At 63.7% G+C, this 24,537-nt stretch carries 19 protein-coding genes and 2 tRNA genes; 14 read left to right on the top strand and 7 right to left on the bottom strand.

Translation table 11 applies throughout. From position 1 onward, the window contains the following. Nucleotides 1-53: 53 nt before the first annotated feature. The 3 genes from NX782_RS20230 (at nt 54) to NX782_RS20220 (ending at nt 2,971) form a co-directional block, all read left to right on the top strand. On the top strand, nt 54-266 hold the full coding sequence (locus NX782_RS20230) for a VF530 family protein (protein ID WP_258847285.1): 213 nt from the start codon (nt 54-56) through the stop codon (nt 264-266). 8 nt (nt 267-274) lie between these two features. After that, on the top strand, nt 275-556 hold the full coding sequence (locus NX782_RS20225) for a DUF4404 family protein (RefSeq protein WP_258847284.1): 282 nt from the start codon (nt 275-277) through the stop codon (nt 554-556). A gap of 102 nt (nt 557-658) precedes the next feature. After that, a complete protein-coding gene (locus NX782_RS20220; protein ID WP_258847283.1) occupies nt 659-2,971 on the top strand; it encodes a YgiQ family radical SAM protein in 2,313 nt (770 codons plus the stop codon). A gap of 68 nt (nt 2,972-3,039) precedes the next feature. Here the strand turns inward: NX782_RS20220 and NX782_RS20215 are convergent, their stop codons facing one another. Continuing rightward, nucleotides 3,040-4,179 carry an AI-2E family transporter gene (locus NX782_RS20215; protein WP_258847282.1) on the bottom strand — a complete coding sequence of 380 codons (1,140 nt, stop codon included), beginning with the start codon at nt 4,177-4,179 and terminating at the stop codon, nt 3,040-3,042. After that, nucleotides 4,176-4,658: a cyclic nucleotide-binding domain-containing protein gene (locus tag NX782_RS20210; RefSeq protein WP_258847281.1), complete on the bottom strand. Its 483-nt coding sequence runs from the start codon at nt 4,656-4,658 to the stop codon at nt 4,176-4,178. Before NX782_RS20210 ends, NX782_RS20215 begins: the two co-directional genes overlap by 4 nt. 223 nt (nt 4,659-4,881) lie before the next feature. On the opposite strand from NX782_RS20210, the gene NX782_RS20205 reads away from it, so the two are divergent. Continuing rightward, nucleotides 4,882-6,009 carry a GGDEF domain-containing protein gene (locus NX782_RS20205; RefSeq protein ID WP_258847280.1) on the top strand — a complete coding sequence of 376 codons (1,128 nt, stop codon included), beginning with the start codon at nt 4,882-4,884 and terminating at the stop codon, nt 6,007-6,009. A 52-nt stretch (nt 6,010-6,061) separates the two neighbouring features. On the opposite strand, the gene NX782_RS20200 is transcribed toward NX782_RS20205, so the two are convergent. Both NX782_RS20200 and NX782_RS20195 read right to left on the bottom strand, forming a co-directional pair. Beyond that, nucleotides 6,062-6,138, bottom strand: a tRNA-Asp gene (locus NX782_RS20200). Between the two features lie 46 nt (nt 6,139-6,184). Next, a tRNA-Val gene (locus NX782_RS20195) sits at nt 6,185-6,260 on the bottom strand. Nucleotides 6,261-6,544: 284 nt separating this feature from the next. On the opposite strand from NX782_RS20195, the gene NX782_RS20190 reads away from it, so the two are divergent. The 5 genes from NX782_RS20190 (at nt 6,545) to NX782_RS20170 (ending at nt 15,133) form a co-directional block, all read left to right on the top strand. Beyond that, on the top strand, nt 6,545-8,761 hold the full coding sequence (locus NX782_RS20190) for a TonB-dependent receptor (protein ID WP_258847279.1): 2,217 nt from the start codon (nt 6,545-6,547) through the stop codon (nt 8,759-8,761). Between the two features lie 443 nt (nt 8,762-9,204). Continuing rightward, entirely contained in the window at nt 9,205-11,046 is a 1,842-nt protein-coding gene (locus NX782_RS20185) for a S8 family peptidase (protein ID WP_258847278.1), read from the top strand. 154 nt (nt 11,047-11,200) lie between these two features. Then, nucleotides 11,201-12,988 carry a S8 family serine peptidase gene (locus NX782_RS20180; RefSeq protein WP_258847277.1) on the top strand — a complete coding sequence of 596 codons (1,788 nt, stop codon included), beginning with the start codon at nt 11,201-11,203 and terminating at the stop codon, nt 12,986-12,988. Nucleotides 12,989-13,072: 84 nt separating this feature from the next. Continuing rightward, a complete protein-coding gene (gene dinB, locus NX782_RS20175; RefSeq protein WP_258847276.1) occupies nt 13,073-14,149 on the top strand; it encodes a DNA polymerase IV in 1,077 nt (358 codons plus the stop codon). Between the two features lie 87 nt (nt 14,150-14,236). Further along, nucleotides 14,237-15,133: a recombination-associated protein RdgC gene (locus NX782_RS20170; protein WP_258847275.1), complete on the top strand. Its 897-nt coding sequence runs from the start codon at nt 14,237-14,239 to the stop codon at nt 15,131-15,133. A 173-nt stretch (nt 15,134-15,306) separates the two neighbouring features. Here NX782_RS20170 and NX782_RS20165 read toward each other — a convergent pair whose 3' ends face one another. Both NX782_RS20165 and NX782_RS20160 read right to left on the bottom strand, forming a co-directional pair. Beyond that, nucleotides 15,307-16,929 (bottom strand): catalase, encoded by a 1,623-nt coding sequence (locus tag NX782_RS20165; protein ID WP_258847274.1) that lies wholly within the window; start codon nt 16,927-16,929, stop codon nt 15,307-15,309. 89 nt (nt 16,930-17,018) lie between these two features. Continuing rightward, nucleotides 17,019-17,510, bottom strand: coding sequence for an asparaginase domain-containing protein (locus NX782_RS20160; protein WP_258847273.1), 492 nt, complete (start codon nt 17,508-17,510; stop codon nt 17,019-17,021). 113 nt (nt 17,511-17,623) lie between these two features. Between NX782_RS20160 and NX782_RS20155 the strand changes: the two genes are divergently transcribed. Further along, entirely contained in the window at nt 17,624-18,382 is a 759-nt protein-coding gene (locus NX782_RS20155) for an L-asparaginase (RefSeq protein WP_258847272.1), read from the top strand. A 25-nt stretch (nt 18,383-18,407) separates the two neighbouring features. On the opposite strand, the gene NX782_RS20150 is transcribed toward NX782_RS20155, so the two are convergent. Beyond that, the gene (locus NX782_RS20150; protein ID WP_258847271.1) at nt 18,408-19,397 is read right to left on the bottom strand and encodes a D-2-hydroxyacid dehydrogenase family protein; all 990 of its coding nucleotides are present in this window, start codon (nt 19,395-19,397) and stop codon (nt 18,408-18,410) included. A 418-nt stretch (nt 19,398-19,815) separates the two neighbouring features. Here NX782_RS20150 and NX782_RS20145 point away from each other — a divergent pair, with 418 nt between their 5' ends. From NX782_RS20145 to NX782_RS20130, 4 genes are all read left to right on the top strand, one after another. Beyond that, the gene (locus tag NX782_RS20145; protein WP_258847270.1) at nt 19,816-21,666 is read left to right on the top strand and encodes a phosphoenolpyruvate carboxykinase (GTP); all 1,851 of its coding nucleotides are present in this window, start codon (nt 19,816-19,818) and stop codon (nt 21,664-21,666) included. A gap of 91 nt (nt 21,667-21,757) precedes the next feature. Next, entirely contained in the window at nt 21,758-22,078 is a 321-nt protein-coding gene (locus NX782_RS20140; RefSeq protein ID WP_258847269.1) for a CU044_2847 family protein, read from the top strand. Nucleotides 22,079-22,153: 75 nt separating this feature from the next. Continuing rightward, on the top strand, nt 22,154-24,199 hold the full coding sequence (locus tag NX782_RS20135; RefSeq protein WP_258847268.1) for a CHAT domain-containing protein: 2,046 nt from the start codon (nt 22,154-22,156) through the stop codon (nt 24,197-24,199). A 26-nt stretch (nt 24,200-24,225) separates the two neighbouring features. Further along, on the top strand, nt 24,226-24,513 hold the full coding sequence (locus NX782_RS20130; RefSeq protein ID WP_258847267.1) for a hypothetical protein: 288 nt from the start codon (nt 24,226-24,228) through the stop codon (nt 24,511-24,513). Nucleotides 24,514-24,537: the final 24 nt, after the last annotated feature.

The following is a 24,537-nucleotide window of genomic DNA, read 5'->3' as shown; positions in this document are numbered from 1 at the left end:
GCGAAGGATGGGCGCGCGCCCATCCTTCCCCTATCAGATATAAACTTGCAACTATGAGTGTTCAGGCATTACACGGTATTACCTTAGAATCGTTGCTGACCCGCCTGGTCGAGCATTACGGCTGGGACGGGCTCGGCCGCCGCATCGCGATCAATTGTTTCATCAAGGACCCGAGCATCAAGTCGAGCTTGAAGTTCCTGCGCAAGACGCCCTGGGCCCGCGAACAGGTCGAGAAGCTGTACCTGGAGACCAGGTTCACCACATGAGGCAAGACATGTTGAACGACAACGAAGACACCCTGAAAGCGCACCTGAAAACCCTGCACCGCCACCTCGAAGAGACGGGCGAGGTCGACGACGAACTGGAGATGCTGCTGCGCCAGCTCGACGGCGACATCAAGCACGTGCTCGAGCGCCGTGCCGACAATCCGGACGCCAACACCTATGGCCTGGCTTCGCGCAGCCAGGAAATCACGGCCCGCTTCGCCGCCCGCCATCCAACCCTGGAGCCAGCGCTGCGCCAGCTGGGCAATATCCTGAACAATATGGGTATTTAACGCAACGTTCGTCCGCAACGGATGAGCCAAGTTGTTGAAAATTAAGCCAATTTTGGAAGGGGAGGGAGCTGGCCGCAGGCTTTTCCTGTAAAATATCGGCCAATGAACTCCCCCGCCAATCTTTTCGCGAACGTTGCCAAACGTTCCAGCCGTGCTCCCGCCGCGCCTTTCCTGCCCATGTCCCGTGCCGAGATGGACAAGTTGGGCTGGGATTCGTGCGACATCATCCTGATCACCGGCGACGCCTACATCGACCACCCGAGCTTCGGGATGGCGCTGGTCGGCCGTCTGCTGGAAGCCCAGGGTTACCGTGTCGGCATCATCAGCCAGCCCGACTGGACCTCCGTGGAACCATTCCGCGCGCTGGGTAAACCCAATCTGTACTGGGGCATCACCGCCGGCAACATGGACTCGATGGTCAACCGCTACACGGCCGACCGCAAGATCCGCTCGGATGACGCCTACACGCCGAACGGCGAGCCGAATAAACGTCCGGACCGCGCCGTGACCGTGTACTGCCAGCGCGCCCGCGAAGCCTTCCCGGGCGTACCGGTCATCGCCGGCTCGATCGAGGCCTCGCTGCGCCGCATCGCCCACTACGATTACTGGTCGGACAAGGTGCGCCGCTCGGTGCTGTTCGAATCGAAGGCCGACCTGGTCATTTTCGGCAACGCCGAGCGCGCGCTGGTCGACGTCACGCGCCGCATCGCCGCCGGCGAAAACATCAAGAGCATCCGCGACTTGCGCGGTACCGCTTTCCTGGTGCCGCACGGTTGGCTGCCGGACGAGGAGTGGAGCGTGCACAACTCGACCCGTGTCGACGTGCCTGGCCGTGTCGATCCGCATCCGAACCCGTATGCAATGGCGCAGGAAGACACCAAGGCCTGCGCGACCGAGAATGCGCAGCCGGCACCCGAGGTCAAGCCGATCGTCATCATGACGCGCGAAGAGCGCCAGGCCGCCGCGCGCGCCAAAGCCGCGAAGACCGTGGTGCGCCTGCCGTCGTTCGAGACTGTCAGCGAGAATCCGGTGATGTATGCGCACGCTTCGCGCGTGTTCCACCTCGAGTCGAATCCGGGCAATGCGCGCGCGCTGGTGCAGCAGCACGGCGACCGCGACGTCTGGCTGAATCCGCCGCCGCTGCCGCTGGCCATGGACGAGATGGATGGCGTCTACGACCTGTCTTACGCGCGCGCGCCGCACCCGAGCTATGGCAAGGCCCACATCCCGGCCTGGGAGATGATCCGCTACTCGGTGAACATCATGCGCGGCTGTTTCGGCGGCTGCACCTTCTGCTCGATCACCGAGCACGAAGGCCGCATTATCCAGAGCCGCTCGGAGCCGTCGATCCTGCGCGAGATCGAGCTGATTCGCGACACCACCAAGAACTTCGCCGGCACCATCACGGACCTGGGCGGCCCGACCGCCAACATGTACCGCCTGGCCTGCAAGGAAAAGAAGATCGAGGAAACCTGCCGCCGCCTGTCCTGCGTGTACCCGACCATCTGCAGCAATCTGGGCACTGACCACAGCAAGCTGATTTCGCTGTACCGCAAGGCGCGCGCCATCCCGGGCATCAAGAAGATCCTGATCGGTTCGGGCCTGCGCTACGACCTGGCGGTACGTTCGCCGGAGTACGTGAAGGAGCTGGTCACGCACCACGTCGGCGGCCTGCTGAAGATCGCGCCCGAGCACACGGAAGAGGGCACGCTGTCGAAGATGATGAAGCCGGGTATCGGCAGCTACGACGAGTTCAAGGCGCTGTTCGACAAGTACTCGAAGGAGGCGGGCAAGAAGCAGTACCTGATCCCCTACTTCATCGCGGCCCACCCGGGTTCGACCGACGAGGACATGCTGAACCTGGCGCTGTGGCTGAAGAAGAACAACTTCCACCTCGACCAGGTGCAGACCTTCACGCCGACCCCGATGGCGATGGCGACCACCATGTACCACAGCGGGAAGAACCCGCTGGCCAAGGTGACCGAGGATTCGGAAGTCGTCGAAACCGCGAAGAGCGGCAAGACCAGGAAGCTGCACAAAGCCTTCCTGCGCTACTACGACCCGGAAAACTGGCCGGTGCTGCGCGAAGGCCTGAAGCGCATGGGCCGTGGCGATTTGATCGGCAACGGCGAGCGCCACCTGGTGCCGCCGCCGGGCAGCGAGCTGGAAATGACGCCGCGCAGCGAGCGCAAGAACATGCCGCTGGTGGCCGAGGCCCGCAGCGCAGCGCCCAAGGGCCGCGTGATCGAAGTGGCGACCCGCCGGAACAACGAGCGTGGTGGCCGCGCCAGCGCGGCGGGTAACGAGCGCCGCGGCGATCGCGCGCCGGCAGGCTTCACGCCGCCGCCGTCGAAGGCCAAGCCCGGCATCCTGTCGACCATCAAGGCCAAGCCGAAGGCGGCGGGGCGCAAGTAAAGCAGGGCCGCAACGGCCGCGTCATAAAACGGATTCATGCGCCAACATGAATCCGTTTTTTTATGTGCTCAGACTTTCAGATCCCCGCTCGCCTGCTTCTCCCGCAAAGCCCGCGCATAGCGATGCCGTGCCCGCAGGCGCGGATTGGTCATCAGGCGGCCCAGGGTCTCGCCGATCACCATCACCACGCCCAGCAGGGGCAGCACCAGCATCAGGCCGGCCACGCCGGACAGCGCGCCGCCGATGAAGATCATCAGCACCGTGATCAAAGGGTGGATCTTGAGGCTGCGCCCGAGCGTGATCGGCATGAACACGAAATCGTCCAGCAGGCGCGCCAGGATGAAGACGATGATCGCGCCATAGGCCACCAGCGGGTTGCTTGGTGCGTCGGTGGCGGCCACGATCACCACCATCATGCAGCCGACCACCGAACCGATGAAGGGCACCCAGGCCAGCAGCGCGGAGATGAAACCCAGCAGCAGCGGCGAGGAGACGCCGATCACCCACAGGCCGAAGCCCAGCACGATGGTGTCGAGCACGGTCAGCTTGAGCAGGCCTTCGAAGTAGCGGCGCGCGGTCTGGTCGACCTGGTGCAGCAGGAACAGCGTGCGTTCGAAATAGGCGTTCGGCACCGCGCGCGCCAGGAATTTCTTGAAGCGCAGGCCGTCGCGCAGGAAGAAGAAGGCGAGGAAGGGCGCCAGCAGCAGCGAAGGCAGCCAGCCGGCCGCGGTGACCAGGATGGTGGTCAGATAGCGCTGAGCAAAAGTATCGGTAAACACCTTGAAGCGCTTATTGACCAGGGAGCTCAGGTGCATCTCGGCCAGGATCGGGAATTTCGCTTCCAGCAGCGCCATCGTGTTGCGGACAAAAGCCACCCCGCCGTTGGCGTACAGCGCCAGGCTGTCGTGCCAGGAGCCACCGTCTTCCGGTCCGCTGCTCCACGACAGCGCCGCCGCCACGGTCAGGGTCACGGCGCCGAAGAAGATGGCGCATACCAGCATCGACGAGACGCTGCGCGAAAAGCCCAGGCGCAGCAGGCGCCGCATCGGCCCGAGCAGCGTGTAGTACATGACGGTGCCGAAGATGAAGGGCAGGACCAGCCACAGCATGTGCTCGAGCAGCACCAGCAGCAGGCAGGTGACGCCGACGATCGCGCACCAGACCACCGGTCCGGCGCGTTCGTCGCGAACCAGGGGCGCGGCGATCACAAGGCTTCCAGTTGCGGGCGGCCGCCGAAGCCGTCGCGCAGGCGTTGGCCGATGTGGCGTGCCAGCGCCAGCGAGATCTTGTAGCCGATCACGGCATCGGTATCCATCAGCGCCAGGAAGTCTTCGCGAAAGAACACCGCCAGCTCGCAGTGGTCGATGGCGCGCGCGCGGGCGCTGCGCGGCGAGTCGTCGAGCAGGGCGAGGTCGCCGAAGAAGCTGCCCGGACCGGGTTCGCTTACCAGCTGACGCCTGCCGTCGTGAATGCGGCTGATCTCGACCCGGCCCGCCATGACCAGGTAGAGCGCCTGGCCTTCCTCGTTCTCGTCGAAGATGATTTCCTCGGGCAGGTAGCGCCGCTCGTGCATCAGGCCGTCCACGAACTTGACCTCCAGCGGCTTGAGCGTGCGGAACAGGGTGGTGTTCTGCAGCCGCCGCTGGCGCGGGGACAAGGTCTGGGACTTGAGGAAACCAAAGATCACGGCGACTCCATGCACGGCGGCCATTGAAGGAATAAATTATTGTCAATTATGCACGATTCACTTGTGCTACGCAGCAATGGCACAGCAATCGTGTATTTATTGAACAGCAAATCTGGCCGCGCACGATTGGTGCGCGCATCCATAATGAAAAGGTGTAAGATAATTCCCTTGGGAAACAAAAATTGCAATAATAATAAACACGGTGATTGACGTCCAAACTTTCATGTTGGCGCTTGGCGTCGGCAATATCGCGTTTGCACTGCTGATGGCGGGCTATATGCGCGGTGCGGAGAACAGCCCGGCGCTCGGCTACTGGATGTGGGGCCGGCTGTCGATCGGCCTGGCCCAGATCTGCTGGTGGCTGGCGCCGCAGTTCGGGCTGCGCCCGCTCGAGGCCTTGTCCGCCTTTGCCTGGCTGGGCGGTGTGGCGCTGGAAGTGGCGGCCAACTGCCTGTTCTTCGGTTATACGCGCTGGCGCAAGCAGTTGTGGCTGGGCGTGCTGCCTGGTTGGGCGGCGGTCAGCTATGCGGTGGCGACCGGCACGCCGCGGCTGCAGCTGATGGAACTGATTTCCTTCATCATCGCCGTGTCCGTGTTCGGTGCGGCCGTGGTGCTGCTGCGTCCGCGCAAGGCGCCGCTGCTGCAACGACTCATCGGCGCCAACAACATGCTGTTCGCCCTGGCGATCTGGGCCTGGCTGGGTTTCGAAGGCGGCAATCCCGACACGAGCATGACGCCGGTGATCGGCCTGGCCTACCTGGCCAGCTACCTGTTGATGATCGTGAACGGCTTCGGTTTCCTGTTGCTGTGCAAGCAGAAGGACGATGCGCTGATGCGCAGCCTGGCGACCATCGATGGCTTGACCGGCATGCTGAACCGCCGCGCCTTCTTCGAGCGCGCCGACAGCGCCCGCCAGCTGGCGCTACGCCTGGGCAAGCCGATCGCGCTGCTGATGCTCGACATCGACCATTTCAAGCAGCTCAACGATGGTTTTGGCCATGCCTGCGGCGACGAAGCGCTGAAGGTCTTCGCAGACACGGCGCGCGGCGTGCTGCGCGAGCACGACATCGTCGGCCGGCTGGGCGGCGAAGAATTCGCGCTGGTGCTGCCGGGTACCCACCTGGAGGGCGCGCTGGATGCGGCCGAGCGCCTGCGTCTTGCCGTGCTTGAAGCGCCGGTGCTCGGCTGCGCGCAGGGCTACCGGATGACGGTCAGCATCGGCGTGGTGACGATTGGGATAGAAGAAGAGCTGACCGCGGCGCTGGCCCGTGCCGACCATGCGCTGTACGCGGCCAAGACCGGTGGGCGCAACCGGGTTGAAGTGGGCCAGCCCATGCTCAAGCAAGCCTGAAGCCGCACAACGAAAAAAGGGTCCGACGAATCGGACCCTTTTTTCTTGATGCTGGCGGAGCGGACGGGGCTCGAACCCGCGACCCCCGGCGTGACAGGCCGGTATTCTAACCAACTGAACTACCGCTCCGTTTCTACTGATCGGCTCTTCACTATAACGACATCGCGCGGTTATCTGGTGGGCGCTGAGAGGCTCGAACTCCCGACCTAATCCTTGTAAGGGATCCGCTCTACCAACTGAGCTAAGCGCCCGCAAACCGCTGCTGCGATGTCTTCCGACGTTTGTCATCACGTCCGAAGAGGCCCGCATCATAGCCTATCCATTCCGGAGCACGCAAGGCTTTAACAAAAAAAAATGTTGTACGGCCGCCCATGGCCTCGCTTATTTCTTGCATAAGTTTATACACATGCTCGACAATTGCGGCCTTACCAGTCTGGCAAGATGAAGACATCGATAACGATGCGCACTGTTCAGGAGGGAAGGGGGAATAGCGGAGACACGCTGATGTTTTTTTTCACCTTCCTAGGAAACCGTAATGACCAAGATGTCCAAGATGCACAAGCGCGTCATCGCCGCCCACGGCGCGATGCTGGCGCTGTCCGCCATGTCGGCCGCCCCGGCACTGGCCCAAGCTACATCGACCAACGAACTGCAGACCGTTACCGTGACGGCGCAGCGCCGCACCGAAAATATCAAGGAGGTGCCGGTTTCGGTCAGCGCCGTCAAAGGTGAAAAACTCGACGTCATCGTCTCGGGTGGCGAAGACATCCGCGTGCTGGCCGGTAAAGTGCCGAGCCTGAACATCGAATCCTCGAACGGCCGCACCTTCCCGCGCTTCTACATCCGCGGCTACGGCAACACCGACTTCTCGCTGTTCGCCTCGCAGCCGGTGTCGCTGATCGTCGACGAGATCGTGCAGGAAAACCCGATCCTGAAAGGCTTCCCGATCTTCGACGTCGCCGGCGTCGAAGTGCTGCGCGGCCCGCAGGGCACGCTGTTCGGCCGCAATACCCCGGCCGGCGTGGTCAAGTTCGAATCCGAAAAGCCGAACCTCAAGAAGGTCGAGGGTTACTACAACGCCTCCTGGGGCACCCACAACACCGTCAACCTGGAAGGCGCCGTCAACGTGCCGCTGTCGGATAAGTGGGCGATGCGCGTCTCGACCCTGCGCCAGCACCGCGACGACTTCGTCAACAACTACAGCGACCTGGCCAAGACCAACAAGACCGGCGAACTGGACGGCTACAACGAACACGCCGAGCGCGTGCAGTTCCTGTACACCCCGGACGCCACCTTCAGCGCCCTGTTCAACGTGCACCAGCGCACCACCTCCGGCAGCGCGCGCCTGTTCCGTGCCAACCTGATCAAGAAGGGCAGCGCCGACATCGTCGACGGCTACGATCTGAACAGCATCGTCACCAACGCCCAGAACTTCCAGGATCTCAAGACCAACGGCGCCAACGTCCGCCTGTCCTGGGACCTCGGCGCGGTCAAGCTGTACTCGATCACCGGCTACGAAGGCGTCGACCACTACAACAGCCGCGGCGACATCGACGGTGGCATCATCGGCGGCCCGGGCGTGGTGCCGTTCCAGGTGCAGACCGCCAGCCGCCTGACCGACCTGACCCAGTATTCGCAGGAATTCCGTGTCGAGTCGAAGAACGCCGGCCCGCTGAACTGGCAGGCCGGCCTGTACTACTTCGACGAAGACGCCACCGGCGGCAGCGACAACTTCGACAGCGTGACCCAGGCGCAGACCTCGCGCGTCATCTCGAACCAGAAGAACAAGGCCTGGGCCGCCTTCGGTTCCGTGACCTATGCCGTCAACGACGCCTTCACCCTGCGCGGCGGACTGCGCTACACCGACGACAAGAAAGACTTCGCCACGCTGGAGCATACCAACGTGACCCTGATCGGCCCGGCCGGCATCAGCGAAAGCAAGAGCAAGGTCAACTGGGATCTGTCGGGTACCTACAAGCTGAACCGCGACGTCAACCTGTACGCGCGCGTGGCCACCGGCTTCCGCGCCCCGAGTATCGCTGCCGCCTCGGCATCGGTGCCGGTCACCGTGGCCGATGCCGAGACCGTCACCTCGGTCGAAGCCGGCATCAAGGCCGACCTGTTCGAGCGCCGCGCGCGCCTGAACTTCTCGCTGTACGACTTCGAAGTCAAGAACCAGCAGCTGACCGTGGTCGGCGGTAATTCCAACATTACCAAGCTGATCAACGCCGCCAAGACCAAGGCCCAGGGCGCCGAGCTCGACTTCGAAGGCATCGTCAGCCCGTCGCTGCGCGTGACCGGCGGCGCCAGCTACAACTTCACCGAGATCCGCGACCCGAGCCTGTCGGTGGCCAAGTGCGCCCAGTGCACCATCACCGACCCGATCAACGCGGCCGGCTTCGTCTCGATCAACGGCAACCCGCTGCCGCAGGCGCCGAAGTGGACCTTCAATGCCACCGCGCGCTACGGCATCCCGGTGGCGGACGGCGAATTCTTCGTCTACACCGACTGGTCCTACCGCACGAAGATCAACTTCTTCCTGTACGAAGCAGCCGAGTTCAGCGGCAAGCCGCTGACCGAAGGCGGCCTGCGCGTGGGCTACAACTGGGCGGGCGGCAAGTATGAGGTGGCAGCCTTCGGCCGCAACATCCTCGACCAGCGCCGCATCACCGGTGCGATCGACTTCAACAACCTGACCGGCTTCACCAACGAGCCGCGTACCTGGGGTGTTCAGTTCAAGGGCAATTTCTAAGCTTTAGCTTCGTTCTGTAGAACATGAAAGGCCGCGAGCGATCGCGGCCTTTTTTCATTTAGTCGGATATGCACGTCTATGAAATTTCATTGCTTATATCTGATATAAGTCAAAACGATGTGTTAAATATCGTAGTTGACCGAGAATGGCTTTTTTGTGATTTTTGGCCGCTTTTTAGCAAGATCTTATTTTGCTGAGCTGATTTTCCGCCAAATAAAGTAGGTTTTTACTAAGGAGTGTGGTTTTTCGTTGTAAATATGACGAATTCAATTGTGAAATTTCTACGCAACTTCTTCCTTCGCGCTACTCTTCCGTGTCCCGCTTTCAGACGGGAAATCGGTGTGCAGAAACGGCGCCGACAAAACTAGATCTCAGGCACTGAGTCGTCTTAATGTGCTTGCGGAAAATCAAACTTTAGTGGTTTTTTCTATGAAGGAAGAAACATGAAGTCTCAGAAATCGATGTACCCGGCAGTCTTGAAATTGTGTGCAGCAGCCGTCATCGGCCTCGGCGCCAGTGTCGTCCACGCCGGTACGCCGGTCGGGGTGGCAAACGCATCCGCCGCGCAGGGTGCGGGCATCAGCGACCAGACCGACCGCCTGATCGTCAAGTACAAGGACGAAGCCGCACCGGATGCCAAGAGCACGGCGCGGGGCCTGACCCGCGCCGCCGCCTCGTCGCCGATGGCCGCCTCGCGCAAGGCCACGGTCGACCAGGTCGGCCGCAAGCTCGGCCTGACGATGAAGGAACTGCACACCATCGGTACCGGCGCCCGCGTCCTGCAACTGAACCGCAAGGTGTCGGTGGCCGATGCCGCCAAGGTGGCTGCCGACCTGATGGCAAGCGACGCTACGGTCGAGTACGCCGAGCCGGACCGCATCATGAAGCCGATGTTCACGCCGAACGACCCGTACTTCAGCCAGCAGTGGGATTACACCGATGTCACCGGCGGCATGCGCCTGCCGGCGGCCTGGGACAAGGCAACCGGTACCGGCATCCGCGTGGCCGTGATCGACACCGGCTACCGTCCGCACGTCGACCTGCAGGGCCAGATCCTGGCCGGCTATGACTTCATCGCCGATACCACGATTTCGAACGACGGCAACGGCCGCGACAGCGACGCCAGCGATCCGGGCGACTGGACCGCCGCCGGCCAGTGCGGTACCGGCTCGGCGGCCAGCAACTCGAGCTGGCACGGCACCCACGTGGCAGGCACCATCGCCGCGCTGACCAACAACGGCATTGGCGTGGCCGGCGTTGCCTACAATGCCAAGGTGGTGCCGGTGCGCGTGCTGGGCCAGTGCGGCGGCTACACCTCCGACATCGCCGACGGCATCGTCTGGGCATCCGGCGGCACCGTCTCGGGCGTGACCAACATCGCAGCCCGCGCACAAGTGATCAACATGTCGCTGGGCGGCGGCGGCGCCTGCGACACCACCACCCAGACCGCCATCAACGGCGCCCGCTCGCGCGGCACCGTGGTCGTGGTCGCGGCCGGTAACGAGTCGCAAAACGTCAGCAACAGCAGCCCGGCCAACTGCTCGGGCGTGATCGCGGTGGCAGCCACCAACAAGTCGGGCGGCCGTGCCTCGTACTCGAACTACGGCACCCTGGTGGACGTGGCGGCACCGGGCGGCGACAGCGGCGCGGCAATCATGTCGACCCTGAACGCCGGCACCAAGGGACCGGGCGCCGACAGCTACGCCGGCTACATGGGCACCTCGATGGCCACGCCGCACGTGGCCGGCGTGGTCGCGCTGATGCTGTCGAAGAATCCGAACCTGACCCCGGACCAGGTCGAAGCCGCACTGAAGTCGAGCGCGCGTGCCTTCCCGGCTTCGTGCTCGGGCTGCGGCGCCGGTATCGTCGACGCCTCGGCGGCCATCGATGCGGCGGCGGGTGGCGGCACCAGCACCGGCCCGACCATCTCGGAAACCGAGTCGAACAACACGATCAGCACCGCGAACGCTGTCTCGACCACCGGCACCACGGTCAACGGCACCATGTCCAGCAGCACCGACACGGATTACTTCGTGGTCCAGGTCCCGGCCGGCAAGACCCTGAGCGCGACCATGACGCCGAATTCGTCGTCCGACTATGACCTGTACATCTACAACAGCGCCGGTACCCAGCTGGCGAAGAGCGAGAACGGTGCAGGTTCGGCGGATACGGCAAGCTCGGCCAATACCGGCAGCAGCACCGCGGCCCGTTACGTGCGCGTGGTGTACTACAGCGGCGGCACCGGTTCGACCAGCGGCAAGTACACCCTGAAACTGAGCTGGTAATTGTTCGCAAAGGAAATGCTTTAAAGCACGTATTTCCTTTATCAATCAATTACTTATCAAAAATTCTTCTGTGGTGAAAACCCCCAAAGCGGCCCCAAGTGGGTCGCTTTTCGTTAGGCTCCTCTGTTCGGTTCAATCGTAAGAGGAAGCAAGCATGACGCACCACAAGATGTTCCCCGTGTTGAAAATCTGCGCCGCAGCCCTCGTTGCCTTCGGCTCGCTGGCTGCCCACGCTGCCCCGTCGGATGCGGCACCAACCAAGGTCATTACCCAAACCGACCGCCTGATCGTCAAGTACAAGGACGCGGTCGACAATTCCAAGGGCGCCGTACCCGCGCGCGCCATGTCGGCCGCGCGCGAAGCCCTGCTGGCACGCGCCGGCCAGCAGCTCGGCGCGACCATGCGCGCGCTGCGCGCCACCGCCACCGGCGCCAACGTGCTGCAACTGAGCCGCAGCATGTCGCTGGATGAAGCCCGCGCCCTCGCCGCCGAGCTGAAGGCACGCGACCCCGACGTCGAATACGCCGAGCCGGACCGCATCATGGTGCCGCTGTTCACCCCGAACGACCCGATGTACAGCCAGCAGTGGCACTACTTCGACGCCAAGGGCGGCCTGAACCTGCCGGCGGCCTGGGACAAGTCGACCGGTGCCGGCATCAACGTGGCCGTGATCGACACCGGCTACCGTCCTCACGCCGACCTGGCGGGCCAGATCCTGCCGGGCTATGACTTCATCACCAGCGCCGCCATCGCCGGCGACGGCAACGGCCGCGACAGCGATGCCAGCGACGTCGGCGACAACACCACGGCCGGCCAGTGCGGCGGCGGCATGCCGGCGCAGGACGAAGCCTCGAGCTGGCACGGCACCCACGTCGCCGGCACCATCGCCGCGAAAACCAATAACGGCGTCGGCGTGGCCGGCGTTGCCTACGGCGCGAAGATCGTGCCGGTGCGCGTGCTGGGCAAGTGCGGCGGCTACACCTCGGACATCGCCGATGCCATGGTCTGGGCTTCCGGCGGCACCGTCACCGGCGCCCCGGCCAACCCGAACAAGGCGCGCGTGCTGAACCTGTCGCTGGGCGGCAGCGGCACCTGCGACACCACGACCCAGAACGCGATCAACAGCGCCCGTTCGCGCGGCGCCGTGGTCGTGGTCGCGGCCGGCAACTCGAACATCAACGCGGCCAATTCGAACCCGGCCAACTGCGCCGGCGTGATCGCGGTGGCGGCAGTGGGCCGCAGCGGCGGCAAGGCTTCGTATTCGAACTACGGCGCCAACGTCGACGTGGCGGCGCCGGGCGGCGACAGCGGCGCCGGCATCCTGTCGACCTGGAATGCCGGTACCAGCACCCCGGCCGGCGACAACTACGGCTACATGATGGGCACCTCGATGGCGACCCCGCACGTGGCCGGCGTGGCGGCCCTGATGCTGGCCAAGAACCCGAACCTGACGCCGGACGAAGTCGAAGCCAAGCTGAAAGCCACCGCGCGCGCCTTCCCGGCCGCGTGCTCGGGCTGCGGCGCCGGTATCGTCGACGCGGCGGCAGCGGTGAACGCGGTGTCGGCCACCGTCACGGTGGCTGCGCCGACCCAGAACGAGGTGGAGTCGAACAACTACATCTCGAGCGCCAACGCGGTCGGCGTGTCCGGCACCGTGGTCAACGGCAGCCTGTCGAGCACGACCGACAACGATTATTTCGTGGTCCAGGTCCCGGCCGGCAAGACCCTGACCGCAACGCTGACCCAGGGTTCGAGCGCGCTCGACTACGACCTGTACGCCTATAACGCCGGCGGTACGCAACTGGCGCTGAGCACCAATGGCGCCGGCGTGAGCGATGCGGTGTCGACGGCCAACACCGCGACCACGACCCAGCCGCGTTACATCCGCGTGCGCTACCATGCGGGCGGCGCCGGCAAGTACACCCTGAAGTTCACCTGGTAAGCGGGCTGTAGTGAATATGAGAAGGGCGTGCAACGCAGGTTGCGCGCCCTTTTTGTTAGCCTTTATACTGTATGCAATTACAGTATGAATAATCCCCTCCGCAAGATCATCCACTGCGACTGCGACTGTTTCTACGCTTCCGTCGAGATGCGGGATGACCCGTCCCTGCGCGGCCGGCCACTGGCGGTGGGAGGGCGGGCCGACCAGCGCGGCGTGGTCGCGACCTGCAACTACGAGGCGCGCCGCTTCGGCATCCATTCGGCGATGGCCACCGCCCAGGCGCTGAAACTGTGCCCGGAGCTGATCCTGATCCCGACCAACATGGAGAAGTACCGCACCGCCTCGCGCCAGATCATGGACATCTACCGCGACTACACGGAGCTGGTCGAGCCGCTGTCGCTGGACGAGGCCTACCTGGACGTCACCGATTCGCCGCATTGCAAGGGCAGCGCGACCCTGATCGCGCAGGAGATCCGGCGCCGCATTTTTGAAACCGTCGGCATCACGGCGTCGGCCGGGGTGGCGCCGAACAAGTTCGTGGCCAAGATCGCCAGCGACTGGAACAAGCCGGACGGGCTGTTCCTGGTGCGGCCGGACGAGGTCGACGCCTTCGTGGCGGCGCTGCCGGTGAAAAAGCTGCACGGCGTCGGCAAGGTCACGGCGGCCAAGATGAACGGCCTGGGCGTCGATACCTGCGCCGATCTGCGCAGCTGGAGCATGGCGAAGCTGCAGGAGCATTTCGGCTCCTTCGGTGCCCGCTTGTACGACCTGTGCCGCGGCATCGACTATCGCGAGGTCAACCCGGTACGCGAACGAAAATCGATCAGTACCGAGGAAACCTATACGCCCGATGTGCCGGACCTGCCCGCCTGCCTGGCCCTGCTGCCGGAGCTGATGGAACACTTGCAGGGCCGTATCAAGCGCAGCAATGCCGAAAAATTCATCAATAAATTGTTCGTCAAACTGAAATTCAACGACTTCCAGCAGACCACGGTCGAGTGCGTGGGCTACGCGCCCAACCTGGCCATTTACACCCATCTGATGGAAACCGGCTGGCTGCGCGCCAGCCGTCCGGTACGCCTGCTGGGCGTGGGCGTGCGCCTGGGCGAAACCGAACAGGTTGAGCAGCTCAGCTTGTTTGACGAACGCGCAACACATTAAAAAAGCCTACTGTGCCAGGTGAAAATTGCTGCCTGGCAGCGTGTAGAATGTCGTTCCCCTGGAAGAAAGAGATAACTGAAAGTAACTATGTGGTTCAAGAATCTTCAGATTTACCGTCTGCCCGCCCCATGGGCTTTTACCGCCGAACAAATGGAAGAGGCGCTGCAGTCGCAGGCGTTCACGCCGGCCAGCAGCAATGAACTGCTGCGTCAGGGCTGGGATTCGCCGCGCGGCAACGGCAAGCTGGTCCACGAAGTGAACAAGCAAATGCTGATGATGCTGGGCACGGAAAAGAAACTGCTGCCGGGCTCGGTCATCAACCAGGTCGCCAAGGCCCGTGCCGCCGAGCTGGAAGAGCAGCAGGGCTTCCCGCCGGGCAAGAAGGCCATGAAGGAACTGAAGGAACGCGTGGCCGACGAGCTGCTGCCGCGCGCCTTCTCGATCCGCAGCAACGTCTGGACCTGGATCGACCCGGTCAACGGCTGGCTGGTGATCGACGCCGCCAGCCCGTCCAAGGCGGACGACGTCATCAAGCTGCTGCTGAAGGCCGTCGACAAGATGCCGCTGGAATCGCTGCGCGTGCAAAGCTCGCCGGTGGCCGTGATGACCGGCTGGCTGGAATCGGACGAGGCACCGTACAACTTCACGATCGACCAGGACACCGAGCTGCGCGCCACCGGCGAAAGCAAGGCCGCGGTGCGCTACGTGAAGCACTCGCTGGACCCGGAAGACATCCGCCGCCACATCGCCGCCGGCAAGCAGTGCACCCGCCTGGCCATGACCTGGAACAGCCGCGTGTCCTTCGTGCTGACCGAGTCGCTGGCAGTCAAGGGCATCAAGCCGCTGGACGTGATCAAGGAAAACGAAACCATCACCTACAGCGACGACGAGCGTTTCGATAACGACATCATGCTGATGACTGGCGAGTTGGCGAAGATGCTGACGGATCTGGTTGAGGCGCTGGGTGGGGAAGCCAAGGCGTAACCACGCATTGTGTCATTCCCGGCATTGCCGGAAATGACTTCCCGCGCAGGAGGGAACCCAAGTTATATGCGCTGACATAGCGCATGCAAACTTGGGTCCCCGCCTTCGCGGGGACGACGTGATAACAAAACGGTCCGGACATCGCGTCCGGGCCGTTTTATTTACACGACAGCTTATTTTGCCGCCACTTCCTCCGTGGTCGCCGGCTCCTTCTGCTCGGCGCCGCCTTGCTCGGCCTGTCCGCTCGTGTAAGTCGAACCCTGGCGGTTCGCATGCGGTGCCGGCTTGCCCGGCAGCGGCTGCAAAGCCTTGGCCTTCTCAAGGTCGATGCCGGCCACTTCGGCCACGCGGCGGCCGTAGTCTTCGTCGCAGTGCCACAGGTGCCAGACCATGCGCAGCTGGATGACTTCCGGGCATTTCTTGAGGTCGCCACCGACGTTGTTCACCAGGTCGTCGCGCTCCCAGTCTTCGAAAGTACGGTAACGGTCGCCGGCCTGCTTGTAGTCGGCGGCCGTCGAGGTGGTCTGGTAGCGGCCCAGGTGGCCCTGCACGTACTGGTGGTAGTCCTTCTGCGGCTGCGGCGCTTCCTGCAGGCCGCCCATCAGGCTCGGCTCGTAGTTGAGGTGCTTGTCCTCGCCGCCGTCGTCGACGTAGAAGGTCATCTGGCCGTCGCGCTGGTTGGTGCGGGCGCGTGCCCCTTCCTGCGGCGCGTTGATCGGCAGTTGCAGGTAGTTGGGGCCGACGCGGTAGCGCTGGGTATCGGAGTAGGACAGGGTGCGTCCTTGCAGCATCTTGTCGTCCGAAAAATCGATGCCGTCGACCAGCACGCCGGTGCCGAAAGCCGACTGCTCGGTTTCGGCGAACACATTGTCCGGGTTCTTGTTGAGCACCATGCGGCCCACCGGCAGCAGCGGGAACTGGTCTTCCGGCCAGCGCTTGGTGTCGTCCAGCGGGTCGAAATCGAGTTCGGGATGCTCGCCGTCGGCCATGATCTGCACGCAGAATTCCCACTCCGGGAAATCGCCGCGCTCGATCGCCTCGTACAGGTCGCGGGTGGCGTGGCTGGTGTCCTGGCCCTGGATCTCGGCGGCCTGCTGGCTGGTCAGGTTGCGCACGCCCTGCTTGGGCTGCCAATGGAATTTCACCAGGTGGGCAATGCCCTGGTCGTTCACCAGTTTATAGGTGTTGACGCCCGAGCCTTCCATTTCGCGGTAATTGGCCGGGATGCCCCATGGGCTCTTGACCCAGGTAACCATGTGCAGCGCTTCCGGATGGCTGCAGATGAAATCGTAGAAGCGCCACGGCTCCTGCTGGTTGGTGACCGGGTCCGGCTTGAACGCGTGGATCATGTCCGGGAACTTGATCGCGTCGCGGATGAAGAAGACTTTCAGATTGTTGCCGACCAGATCCCAGTTGCCGTCCAGGGTCTTCAGCTTGACGGCGAAGCCGCGCGGGTCGCGTGCCGTTTCCGGGGATTCCTTGGCGCCGATCACGGTCGAGAAGCGCACGAACACCGGCGTCTGCACGCCGACTTCGTTCAGCACGCGGGCACGGGTGTATTTGCTGGCCGGCTCGTCACCGATCTTGCCGTAGGCTTCGAAGTAGCCGTGGGCACCGGTACCGCGCGCGTGCACCACGCGCTCGGGGATGCGCTCGCGGTCGAAGTGGGTGATCTTCTCGATGAACTGGTAATTTTCCAGTGTGGCCGGACCGCGCTCGCCAACCGAGCGCAGGGACTGGTTGTCGCGGACGGGATGGCCCTGGCGGGTGGTCAAGGTCGGGCGCTGCTCGTTCATTGCTTGCTCCTCCTGCATTCATGGAAGGAGCATTGTAAAAATTGACGAAAATAAGCAGCGCGCGCTAGCCGGCCAGCAACGTTACCGGCTCAGCGCGCCTGGAACACGCCGGCGGCGCGGTTCTTGGTCACGTTATCCCAGGTAAAGATCGTGCCGTTCATGGCCACGTACACGCCCGGCGGCAGGGTCTGGGCCACGCCGCAGGCGAAGCCGAAATTGAACAGCGCGTCCGAGTTGGCGATCTCGTAAGGAATCATGGCGCCGGTGAAGACGATGGTCTTGTCGCTGGTGCCCGCTGCCGCGCCCAGCACCTCGGCGGTTTCGCGCATGGTATCGGTGCCGTGCACGATCACGATGGCCTTCTCGGTGGCGGCCTGGCAGGCGGCCAGGACTTTCTGGCGGTCGGCATCCTGCATGTCGAGCGAATCGAGCAGGGAAACGACCTCGAGCGCGGCCGGGATGGTGATGCGCGAACGCTTGATAACCTCAGGCAAGTGGCTGTCCGCAAAGCCCAGAACACCGTTGAGTTCGTTGTAGTGTTTGTCGAAGGTGCCGCCGGTGGCGATGATCCGCAAAGTCATGATGATGGTTTGGAAACGCAGAAAAATAAGGTGGGTAATGATAGCCGCAAACCGTGGTGTATCCGTGTGTGACTGCGCTAGAATCTTCCGGATCGGATGAGTACACTGATCACATGAAACCCGTCGCTCCAGGCACTGTCATCTTCCACCGCCATCGCGGCTATGGCGTGATTGTCCACGTCAATCTGCTGACCGGCTGGATCTCCGCGCGCTTCGGCAACGAATCGCGCACGCTCGACCTCAACCTTTCCACCGACGAAGTACAGCACGCCGATGGCGAGGCCATCCTGTTCCGCCGTTCGCCGCCGGACCGCATGCCGCATGCGCGCCTGATGGCGATGGTGCGCGAGCTGCACAAGGCCGGCTACGAAAAACTCTACCTGCACTCCTGGCCCAAGCCGTCCGGCCTGCACTGGCGCTGGCACCTGTTCGCCGGCCAGCGCGACTGGATGCAGCGGCCGTGGCGCGAAGGCTGGTATGGCTCGGGCGCCGACTATAACGGCAATCCGGTGATGGGCTGGGGCGATGCGCCCGGCGCCACCACGGACGAGCTGGTCCACGCGCTGGCCAAATTCGACCCCGAAGGCCTGGCGCGCGCGCTCGGCCGCGACGAAGACCACACGGCCTGGTTCGCCGGCGTGTGCGATGCTTTGCTGCCGGGCTACATGTACAGCTTCGACATGGCGCCGCAACCGAAAGGCGGCGGCCTGGTCGAGATGCCGCCAGTGCCGGTGGTGCCGGTGCGCGCCGGCCTGCCGGCCTATGCAGGCCCGGCCATCGACTGGCCGCCGGGCTGGGCCGGCTTGTGGACGCGCCGGCATGAGATGCCGATGCGTAAGCCGAATTTCACGGGCGAGCCCGAGCTTCGTTGAATGCCGTGGGCACGGGGTGCCCACCCTACGATGTCAACGCATCGGGATTCAGGATATTGCTCGGCTTGCCGTTCGCAAAATGGACCACGTTCTCGAACGCGGTCCGGAAATACAGCTCGTAACTGTCCTTCTCCACATAGCCTAGGTGCGGCGTCGCCAGCACGGTCGGGATCTTCAATAGCGGCGCATCGGGCGGCAGCGGCTCGCTGGTGAACACATCCAGCGCCGCCTGGCCCGGCCGGCCGCGGTGCAGGGCTTCTTCCAGCGCATTCTCCGCCACCAGCTCGGCCCGGCTGGTATTCACGAACAGCGCGTCGCGCCGCATCCGCGCCAGGTCATCCGCGGTGACGATGCCGCGTGTCGCCTCGTTCAGCCGCAGGTGCAGGCTCAGCACGTCGGCCGCTTCGAAGAAAGCCTCGCGCGAGGACGCCGCCTGGAAGCCGTCGGCCACCGCTGCCGCGCGGCTGTTCTCGCTGCCCCACACCAGGATCTGCATCCCGAAAGCCTTGCCGTAGCCGGCCACCATGCGGCCGATCTTGCCGTAGCCCCAGATTGCCAGCGTCCGCCCCTTGAGCGTCCGTCCCAGCAGATTCAATTCCGGATTGATCGAGGCGGTCTGCCACAGACCCTGCTTGAGGTTGTTGGCGTAGGGAACGATCCTGCGGCTCGCCGCCATGATCAGCGCCCAGGTCAGCTCGGCGGGCGCGACTGGCGAGCCGACGCCTTCCGCAATCGCGATCCCGCGTTCGGTGGCGGCTGCAACGTCGACGTGACCCGATACCTTGCCGGTCTGCGAAATGAGTTTCAGGTTCGGCAGTTTGGCCAAGAGGGCGCGCGGGAAGGCGGTGCGCTCGCGGATCAGCACCAGCGCGTCGAAAGGCGCCAGGCGGATCGCCAGCTGGCCGAGTCCACGGCTCGAGCTGGTGAACACTTTGACCTCATGGCCGTCCAACAATCGGAAGCATTCCAGCTGACGCACCGCGTCCTGGTAATCGTCGAGGATAGCTATTTTCATAAGCTTTTTTGTAAATTTCGTACGGGTAAGTAATGAAATAACGAGTAATCAAAAGATCATAAATGTCCTACTACATTACTCAACCAAATTTCCTACATTTTTGTTGTGAAAGCATTTGAAACGCATTTATGCGGGTGTAGAATCGTCCAGAGATAAAGGCCCGCGATGTCTGAATAGCATCTTTTGAGACATGAGTCGAGGCCAGCCGACACGACCGCCGCATCACGTTACCCGGCGCCGAACCATTGCCAAATGGATTCCAGAGCGCGGGCCCGGTTCCGGGACTTCTGACGATGACGATCTGCCAGGCGGAAATGACCAAGACGGACCCTCGATGAACCGTTGCCAGCCGCGGCCCTGCGACGCGAAGCCGGCTTGTCGAGGCCCCACGAATTCTTAATTGGCATTGGAGGTATTCATGAATCAGCCCGTGATGGGCGGCGTCGCCGCTTTGAACGTTCCAGCTTACATCAAGCACAACAAACTCATCAATTGGGTGGCCGAGATCGCGGCCCTGACCAAGCCCGACGCCATCTACTGGTGCGACGGCTCCCAGGAAGAGTATGACCGCCTGTGCGCTTTGATGGTCGAAGCCGGCACGATGAAGCGCCTGAATCCGGAAAAGCGGCCGAACTCCTACCTGGCCTGCTCGGACCCGAGCGACGTCGCGCGCGTGGAAGACCGTACCTTCATCTGCTCCGCCACCAAGGAGCAGGCCGGTCCGACCAACAATTGGACCGATCCGAACGAAATGCGCCAGACCCTGAACGGCCTGTTCGACGGCTGCATGGCCGGCCGCACCATGTACGTGGTGCCGTTCTCGATGGGCCCGCTGGGTTCGCCGATCGCCCACATCGGCGTCGAGCTGTCCGACTCGCCTTACGTGGCCGTCAACATGCGCATCATGACCCGCATGGGCCGCGCCGTGTACGACGTGCTGGGCGAAGCCGGTGCCTTCGTGCCCTGCGTGCACAGCGTCGGCATGCCGCTTGCCGCCGGGCAGCAGGACGTGCGCTGGCCGTGCAACGCCACCAAGTACATCGTCCATTACCCGGAAACCCGCGAGATCTGGTCCTTCGGCTCCGGCTACGGCGGCAACGCGCTGCTGGGCAAGAAATGCTTCGCGCTGCGCATCGCTTCCAACATGGGCTACCAGGAAGCGCAACTGGGCGGCACCGGCTGGCTGGCCGAGCACATGCTGATCCTGGGCGTCGAATCGCCACAGGGCGACAAGAAATACGTGGCCGCCGCCTTCCCATCGGCCTGCGGCAAGACCAATTTCGCGATGCTGATTCCGCCTGGCGGCTTCGAAGGCTGGAAGGTCACCACCATCGGCGACGACATCGCCTGGATCAAGCCGGGCGCGGACGGCAAGCTGGTCGCAATCAACCCGGAAGCCGGCTACTTCGGCGTGGCCCCTGGCACCAACGACAAGACCAACCCCAACTGCATGGCCTCGCTGCGCGAGAACGTCATCTTCACCAACGTCGCGCTGACCGACGACGGCGACGTCTGGTGGGAAGGCATGACCAAGGAAGCCCCAAGCCACCTGATCGACTGGCAAGGCAAGGACTGGACCCCGGCCTCGGGCACCAAGGCCGCGCACCCGAACGCGCGCTTCACCGTCGCCGCGACCCAGAACCCGGTCATCGATCCGGCCTGGGACGATCCGGCCGGCGTGCCGATCTCGGCCTTCATCTTCGGCGGCCGCCGCTCGACCACGGTGCCGCTCGTCACCGAAGCGCGCAACTGGACCGAAGGCGTCTACATGGCCGCCACCATGGGCTCGGAAACCACCGCCGCGGCCGCCGGCCAGATGGGCGTGGTGCGCCGCGACCCGTACGCGATGCTGCCCTTCATCGGCTACAACATGAGCGACTACTTCCAGCACTGGCTGGACCTGGGCAAGAAAATCAGTGCGCAGCCGAAGATCTTCTGCGTCAACTGGTTCCGTACCGATGACGCCGGCAACTTCGTGTGGCCGGGTTATGGCGACAACATGCGCGTCCTGAAATGGATCCTCGACCGCACCGAAGGCCAGCAAGGCGGCGTCGAGCACATGTTCGGCACCTCGCCGTCCTACCAGGACCTGAACTGGACCGGCATCGACTTCACCGAAGCGCAGTTCCAGCAGATCACCTCGATCGACAAGGACGCCTGGCGCGAAGAGCTGAAACTGCACAGCGAACTGTTCGACAAGCTGGCTTACCGCCTGCCGCAGGAACTGGTCGAGACCAAGCAGCAGCTGGAGCAGCGCCTGGGGGCATAAACAAACCAGGCCCATGCGCACATAAGCAGCATATGAGCAGGAAGGGACAGGCAAATGCCTGTCCCTTTTGCATTTGGAGAGAGGAATTTCCATGAACAAGCTTATTGAGTTCAATGTACCCGGCGGCACAGTTGTCGTTGAGTCCGAGGAGGCCGCCCCGATGGGGAGCCCGGTCCGTGGCGCCAGCCTTGCTCGCGTCGCCGAGACAGCCGGCAAGTCGCTGGAGGACACACTCTCCGTCATTCGTCCGGTTGCCGATGCGGCCCTTGCCGCATGCAGGGAGCTGGCCGCTGCGCCGGCCCAGGTCGAAGTCGAGTTCAGCCTGAAATTCGAGGCTGGCGCCGGGGCGGTGATTGCGCGGGCGAGCACGGAAGGGAGTCTGCGGGTCAAGGTCGCCTGGAAACCGGCATAAGGATTGCCAGCGGTAGCGCACGTTCGCTGCGGGTCGCTGTCTAAGTGTGTATTTGCGGATCACACTGGGATTGCAATGATTTATCAGAACTTCGATCTGGAAATCATCAGCCCGCAGGGCGGCCAGCTGTGCGCGCGCGTCCTGGAGTCGCCGCAAGGCGATTGCCCCTTCATGAGCGTGCACTGGCCCTTCGATGCCGCAGAAGAAAGCGCGCTGCTCGACGACATCTACGGTGGACTGCGGCAACGCCGCGCCCGCGCGGGCAAAGGCGGTACGATCCAGGACTTCGGCGGCAAGCTGTTCGACGCCGTATTTTCCGGCGACATCGAGCACCTGTTCCGCGCCTCGCTGGACACGGCGGCCCGCGCCGGCAAAGGATTGCGCATCCGCCTGCGGCTGCCGGAAGACAGCGAACTGCACGCGCGTCCCTGGGAGTTCCTGTTCGATACCGAATGCGGCGAGTTTCTCGCCGTCAGGGAGAACACGCCCCTGATCCGCTACCTGCCGGTCGCGCAACCGATTCCGCCGATCAGCGTCGAAGGGCCCTTGCGGGTACTGGTGGCCCTGTCTTCGCCGACGGATCACCCGCGGCTCGATATCGCGCGCGAGTGGGAGATCCTGTGCCAGGCGCTCGAGCCCTCGATCACGGCCGGCCGCCTGGAACTGCGGCGGGTGCCGGGCAACTGCACCTTCGACAACCTGCGCGACTCGCTGCGCCATTTCAGCACCCACATATTTCACTTCGTCGGCCATGGCATGCCGGGCGCGCTGGTGCTCGAGCAGGAATCGGGCAGGGGCCATGAAATGGAAGCGACCCATTTGCGCGCCGCCTTTCCCAGCGGGGCGCTGCCGCGGCTGATCGTCCTGAACGCCTGCTCCGGCGCGATCTCCGAAGATGCGCCTTTCTCCGGCCTGGCGCAGGGATTCCTGAAGCAGGGCGTGCCTGCCGTGGTGGCGATGCAGGCTTCGATCACGGACGATGCCGCGCTGATCTTCACCCGCTATTTCTATCGCGACCTGATCGAAACCGGCGCAGTCGATGCGGCCCTGACCGAAGCAAGGCTGCGCATGCAGGGCAATGGCCATCCCATCGAATGGGGCACGCCGGTGCTGTACATGCGCGCGCTCAGCGGCCAGCTGTTCCAGCCGGCAGCCCATCGGGTCGAAGAGAAGAAGCCGTTCGAGATGCCCAGCCTGGCGAACGCGTCGCCGCCCAGGATCGAACCCAGCCTGGGCGAGCGGAAGAAGTCGAAAGAGAGCCCGGCGAAAGCCAGCGCGCCGACGGTTCAGCCCGCACCCAATCCGACCGAAAAAAGAAAGCCGCGCACCGCCCGGACCCGCGAAAGCCAGCCAGCGGTCGAAGCGGGACAAAACCTGCAGCACGCCACGATGCCGGCGGTCCCGCCACGGGAGCCGGCCGCACCATCCAGCCCACCCTTGATGCCGACGCCATCGCCGCCCAAAGCCGAACCCGAGTCCCGGCTGGCTGAGCAGCCACCGCCAGCGAAGCATCCGGTACGTAAGCCGGCGCCAGCGCCGAAGCTGGAGCCGAAGCTCGAACCGAAGCTCGAGCCCAGGCTCGAACCGAAACTGGACGAGCCGGAACTGGCCGCGAAGGTCCAGTCCGCCGAAACGGTCCCGGTCGGCAAGCTGGCATCCGAGCCGCAAGCGCAACGCCGCCCGTCGCCGGCACCGGCGGCGGTCAAGCCCGCAGCGCCGGCAAAGGCCAGGACGGCCTACGCCAGGTGGCTGCTGGTCTATGCCGTGGGCGGGGCGCTGCTGGCCGCAGTCCTGGCCTTTGTGATCGGCATCGAGAAAACCCCGCCGGCGCGGAAAGACACGGCAAGCGCCGCGCTGCCGGCGCCAGCTGCGCCGGCAGCGGCCCCACCGGCACCGACCGCGGTGCAGGCAGCGCCGGTCCAGTCATCGCCGGCGCTACCGGATACCAAGACCGCGGACAGCGCAGCCCCGGCAACACACATCGAGCGGCCAGTGCCCAGTTCCAGGCCGCCCGCCCCGCTGCCGCGCAAGCCCCAGCAGAAAGCCAAAGCGCCGGCGCGTGCCGACAATTGCAAGAATCCCGACGTCAGCCAGAGAGATGCCAGCTGCCTGTTCCGGTGAGCGACCGATAAGAATGGAGGTTGTCCATGAAATCCCTTGTGAAGACCTGCGTACTGGCCTGCATATTGGCAGGATGGGCGTCCGGCGCGGCGGCACAGGAAGACTGCCTCGCTAAAATAGCCGCAATCAAAATCATCGGCGACGTCCAGGCGGCACTGAACTGCGTGGAAGGCCACATCGCCAACGAGGCGGCGCGCAACAAGAGGCAGTCGGAAAGCGACAAGAAGGAGATGCTGCAGCAGATCGACAATCTCGACATCGAGAGCACCAACGTCAAGCACATGTCCCTCAAAGAGGCGACCAACGGCGCCTAGAAGAAGATCCCGGATTCCGACAAG

Source organism: Massilia norwichensis, assembly GCF_024753245.1.
GTDB lineage: Bacteria > Pseudomonadota > Gammaproteobacteria > Burkholderiales > Burkholderiaceae_D > Telluria > Telluria norwichensis.
The sequence above is the reverse complement of the archived record's forward strand: the minus strand, read 5'-3'. Positions and strand labels throughout refer to the sequence as shown.

Excerpts from the sequence above, each read along its gene's own strand:
- NX782_RS20170 (WP_258847275.1), top strand. The coding sequence starts at position 14,237 with ATGTGGTTCAAGAATCTTCAGATTTACCGTCTGCCCGCCCCATGGGCT.
- NX782_RS20130 (WP_258847267.1), top strand. The coding sequence starts at position 24,226 with ATGAAATCCCTTGTGAAGACCTGCGTACTGGCCTGCATATTGGCAGGA.
- NX782_RS20220 (WP_258847283.1), top strand. The coding sequence starts at position 659 with ATGAACTCCCCCGCCAATCTTTTCGCGAACGTTGCCAAACGTTCCAGC.
- NX782_RS20165 (WP_258847274.1), bottom strand. The coding sequence starts at position 16,929 with ATGAACGAGCAGCGCCCGACCTTGACCACCCGCCAGGGCCATCCCGTC.
- NX782_RS20185 (WP_258847278.1), top strand. The coding sequence starts at position 9,205 with ATGAAGTCTCAGAAATCGATGTACCCGGCAGTCTTGAAATTGTGTGCA.
- NX782_RS20180 (WP_258847277.1), top strand. The coding sequence starts at position 11,201 with ATGACGCACCACAAGATGTTCCCCGTGTTGAAAATCTGCGCCGCAGCC.
- NX782_RS20160 (WP_258847273.1), bottom strand. The coding sequence starts at position 17,510 with ATGACTTTGCGGATCATCGCCACCGGCGGCACCTTCGACAAACACTAC.
- NX782_RS20230 (WP_258847285.1), top strand. The coding sequence starts at position 54 with ATGAGTGTTCAGGCATTACACGGTATTACCTTAGAATCGTTGCTGACC.
- NX782_RS20140 (WP_258847269.1), top strand. The coding sequence starts at position 21,758 with ATGAACAAGCTTATTGAGTTCAATGTACCCGGCGGCACAGTTGTCGTT.
- NX782_RS20205 (WP_258847280.1), top strand. The coding sequence starts at position 4,882 with ATGTTGGCGCTTGGCGTCGGCAATATCGCGTTTGCACTGCTGATGGCG.
- NX782_RS20155 (WP_258847272.1), top strand. The coding sequence starts at position 17,624 with ATGAAACCCGTCGCTCCAGGCACTGTCATCTTCCACCGCCATCGCGGC.
- NX782_RS20135 (WP_258847268.1), top strand. The coding sequence starts at position 22,154 with ATGATTTATCAGAACTTCGATCTGGAAATCATCAGCCCGCAGGGCGGC.
- NX782_RS20150 (WP_258847271.1), bottom strand. The coding sequence starts at position 19,397 with ATGAAAATAGCTATCCTCGACGATTACCAGGACGCGGTGCGTCAGCTG.
- NX782_RS20145 (WP_258847270.1), top strand. The coding sequence starts at position 19,816 with ATGAATCAGCCCGTGATGGGCGGCGTCGCCGCTTTGAACGTTCCAGCT.
- NX782_RS20225 (WP_258847284.1), top strand. The coding sequence starts at position 275 with ATGTTGAACGACAACGAAGACACCCTGAAAGCGCACCTGAAAACCCTG.
- NX782_RS20190 (WP_258847279.1), top strand. The coding sequence starts at position 6,545 with ATGACCAAGATGTCCAAGATGCACAAGCGCGTCATCGCCGCCCACGGC.
- dinB (WP_258847276.1), top strand. The coding sequence starts at position 13,073 with ATGAATAATCCCCTCCGCAAGATCATCCACTGCGACTGCGACTGTTTC.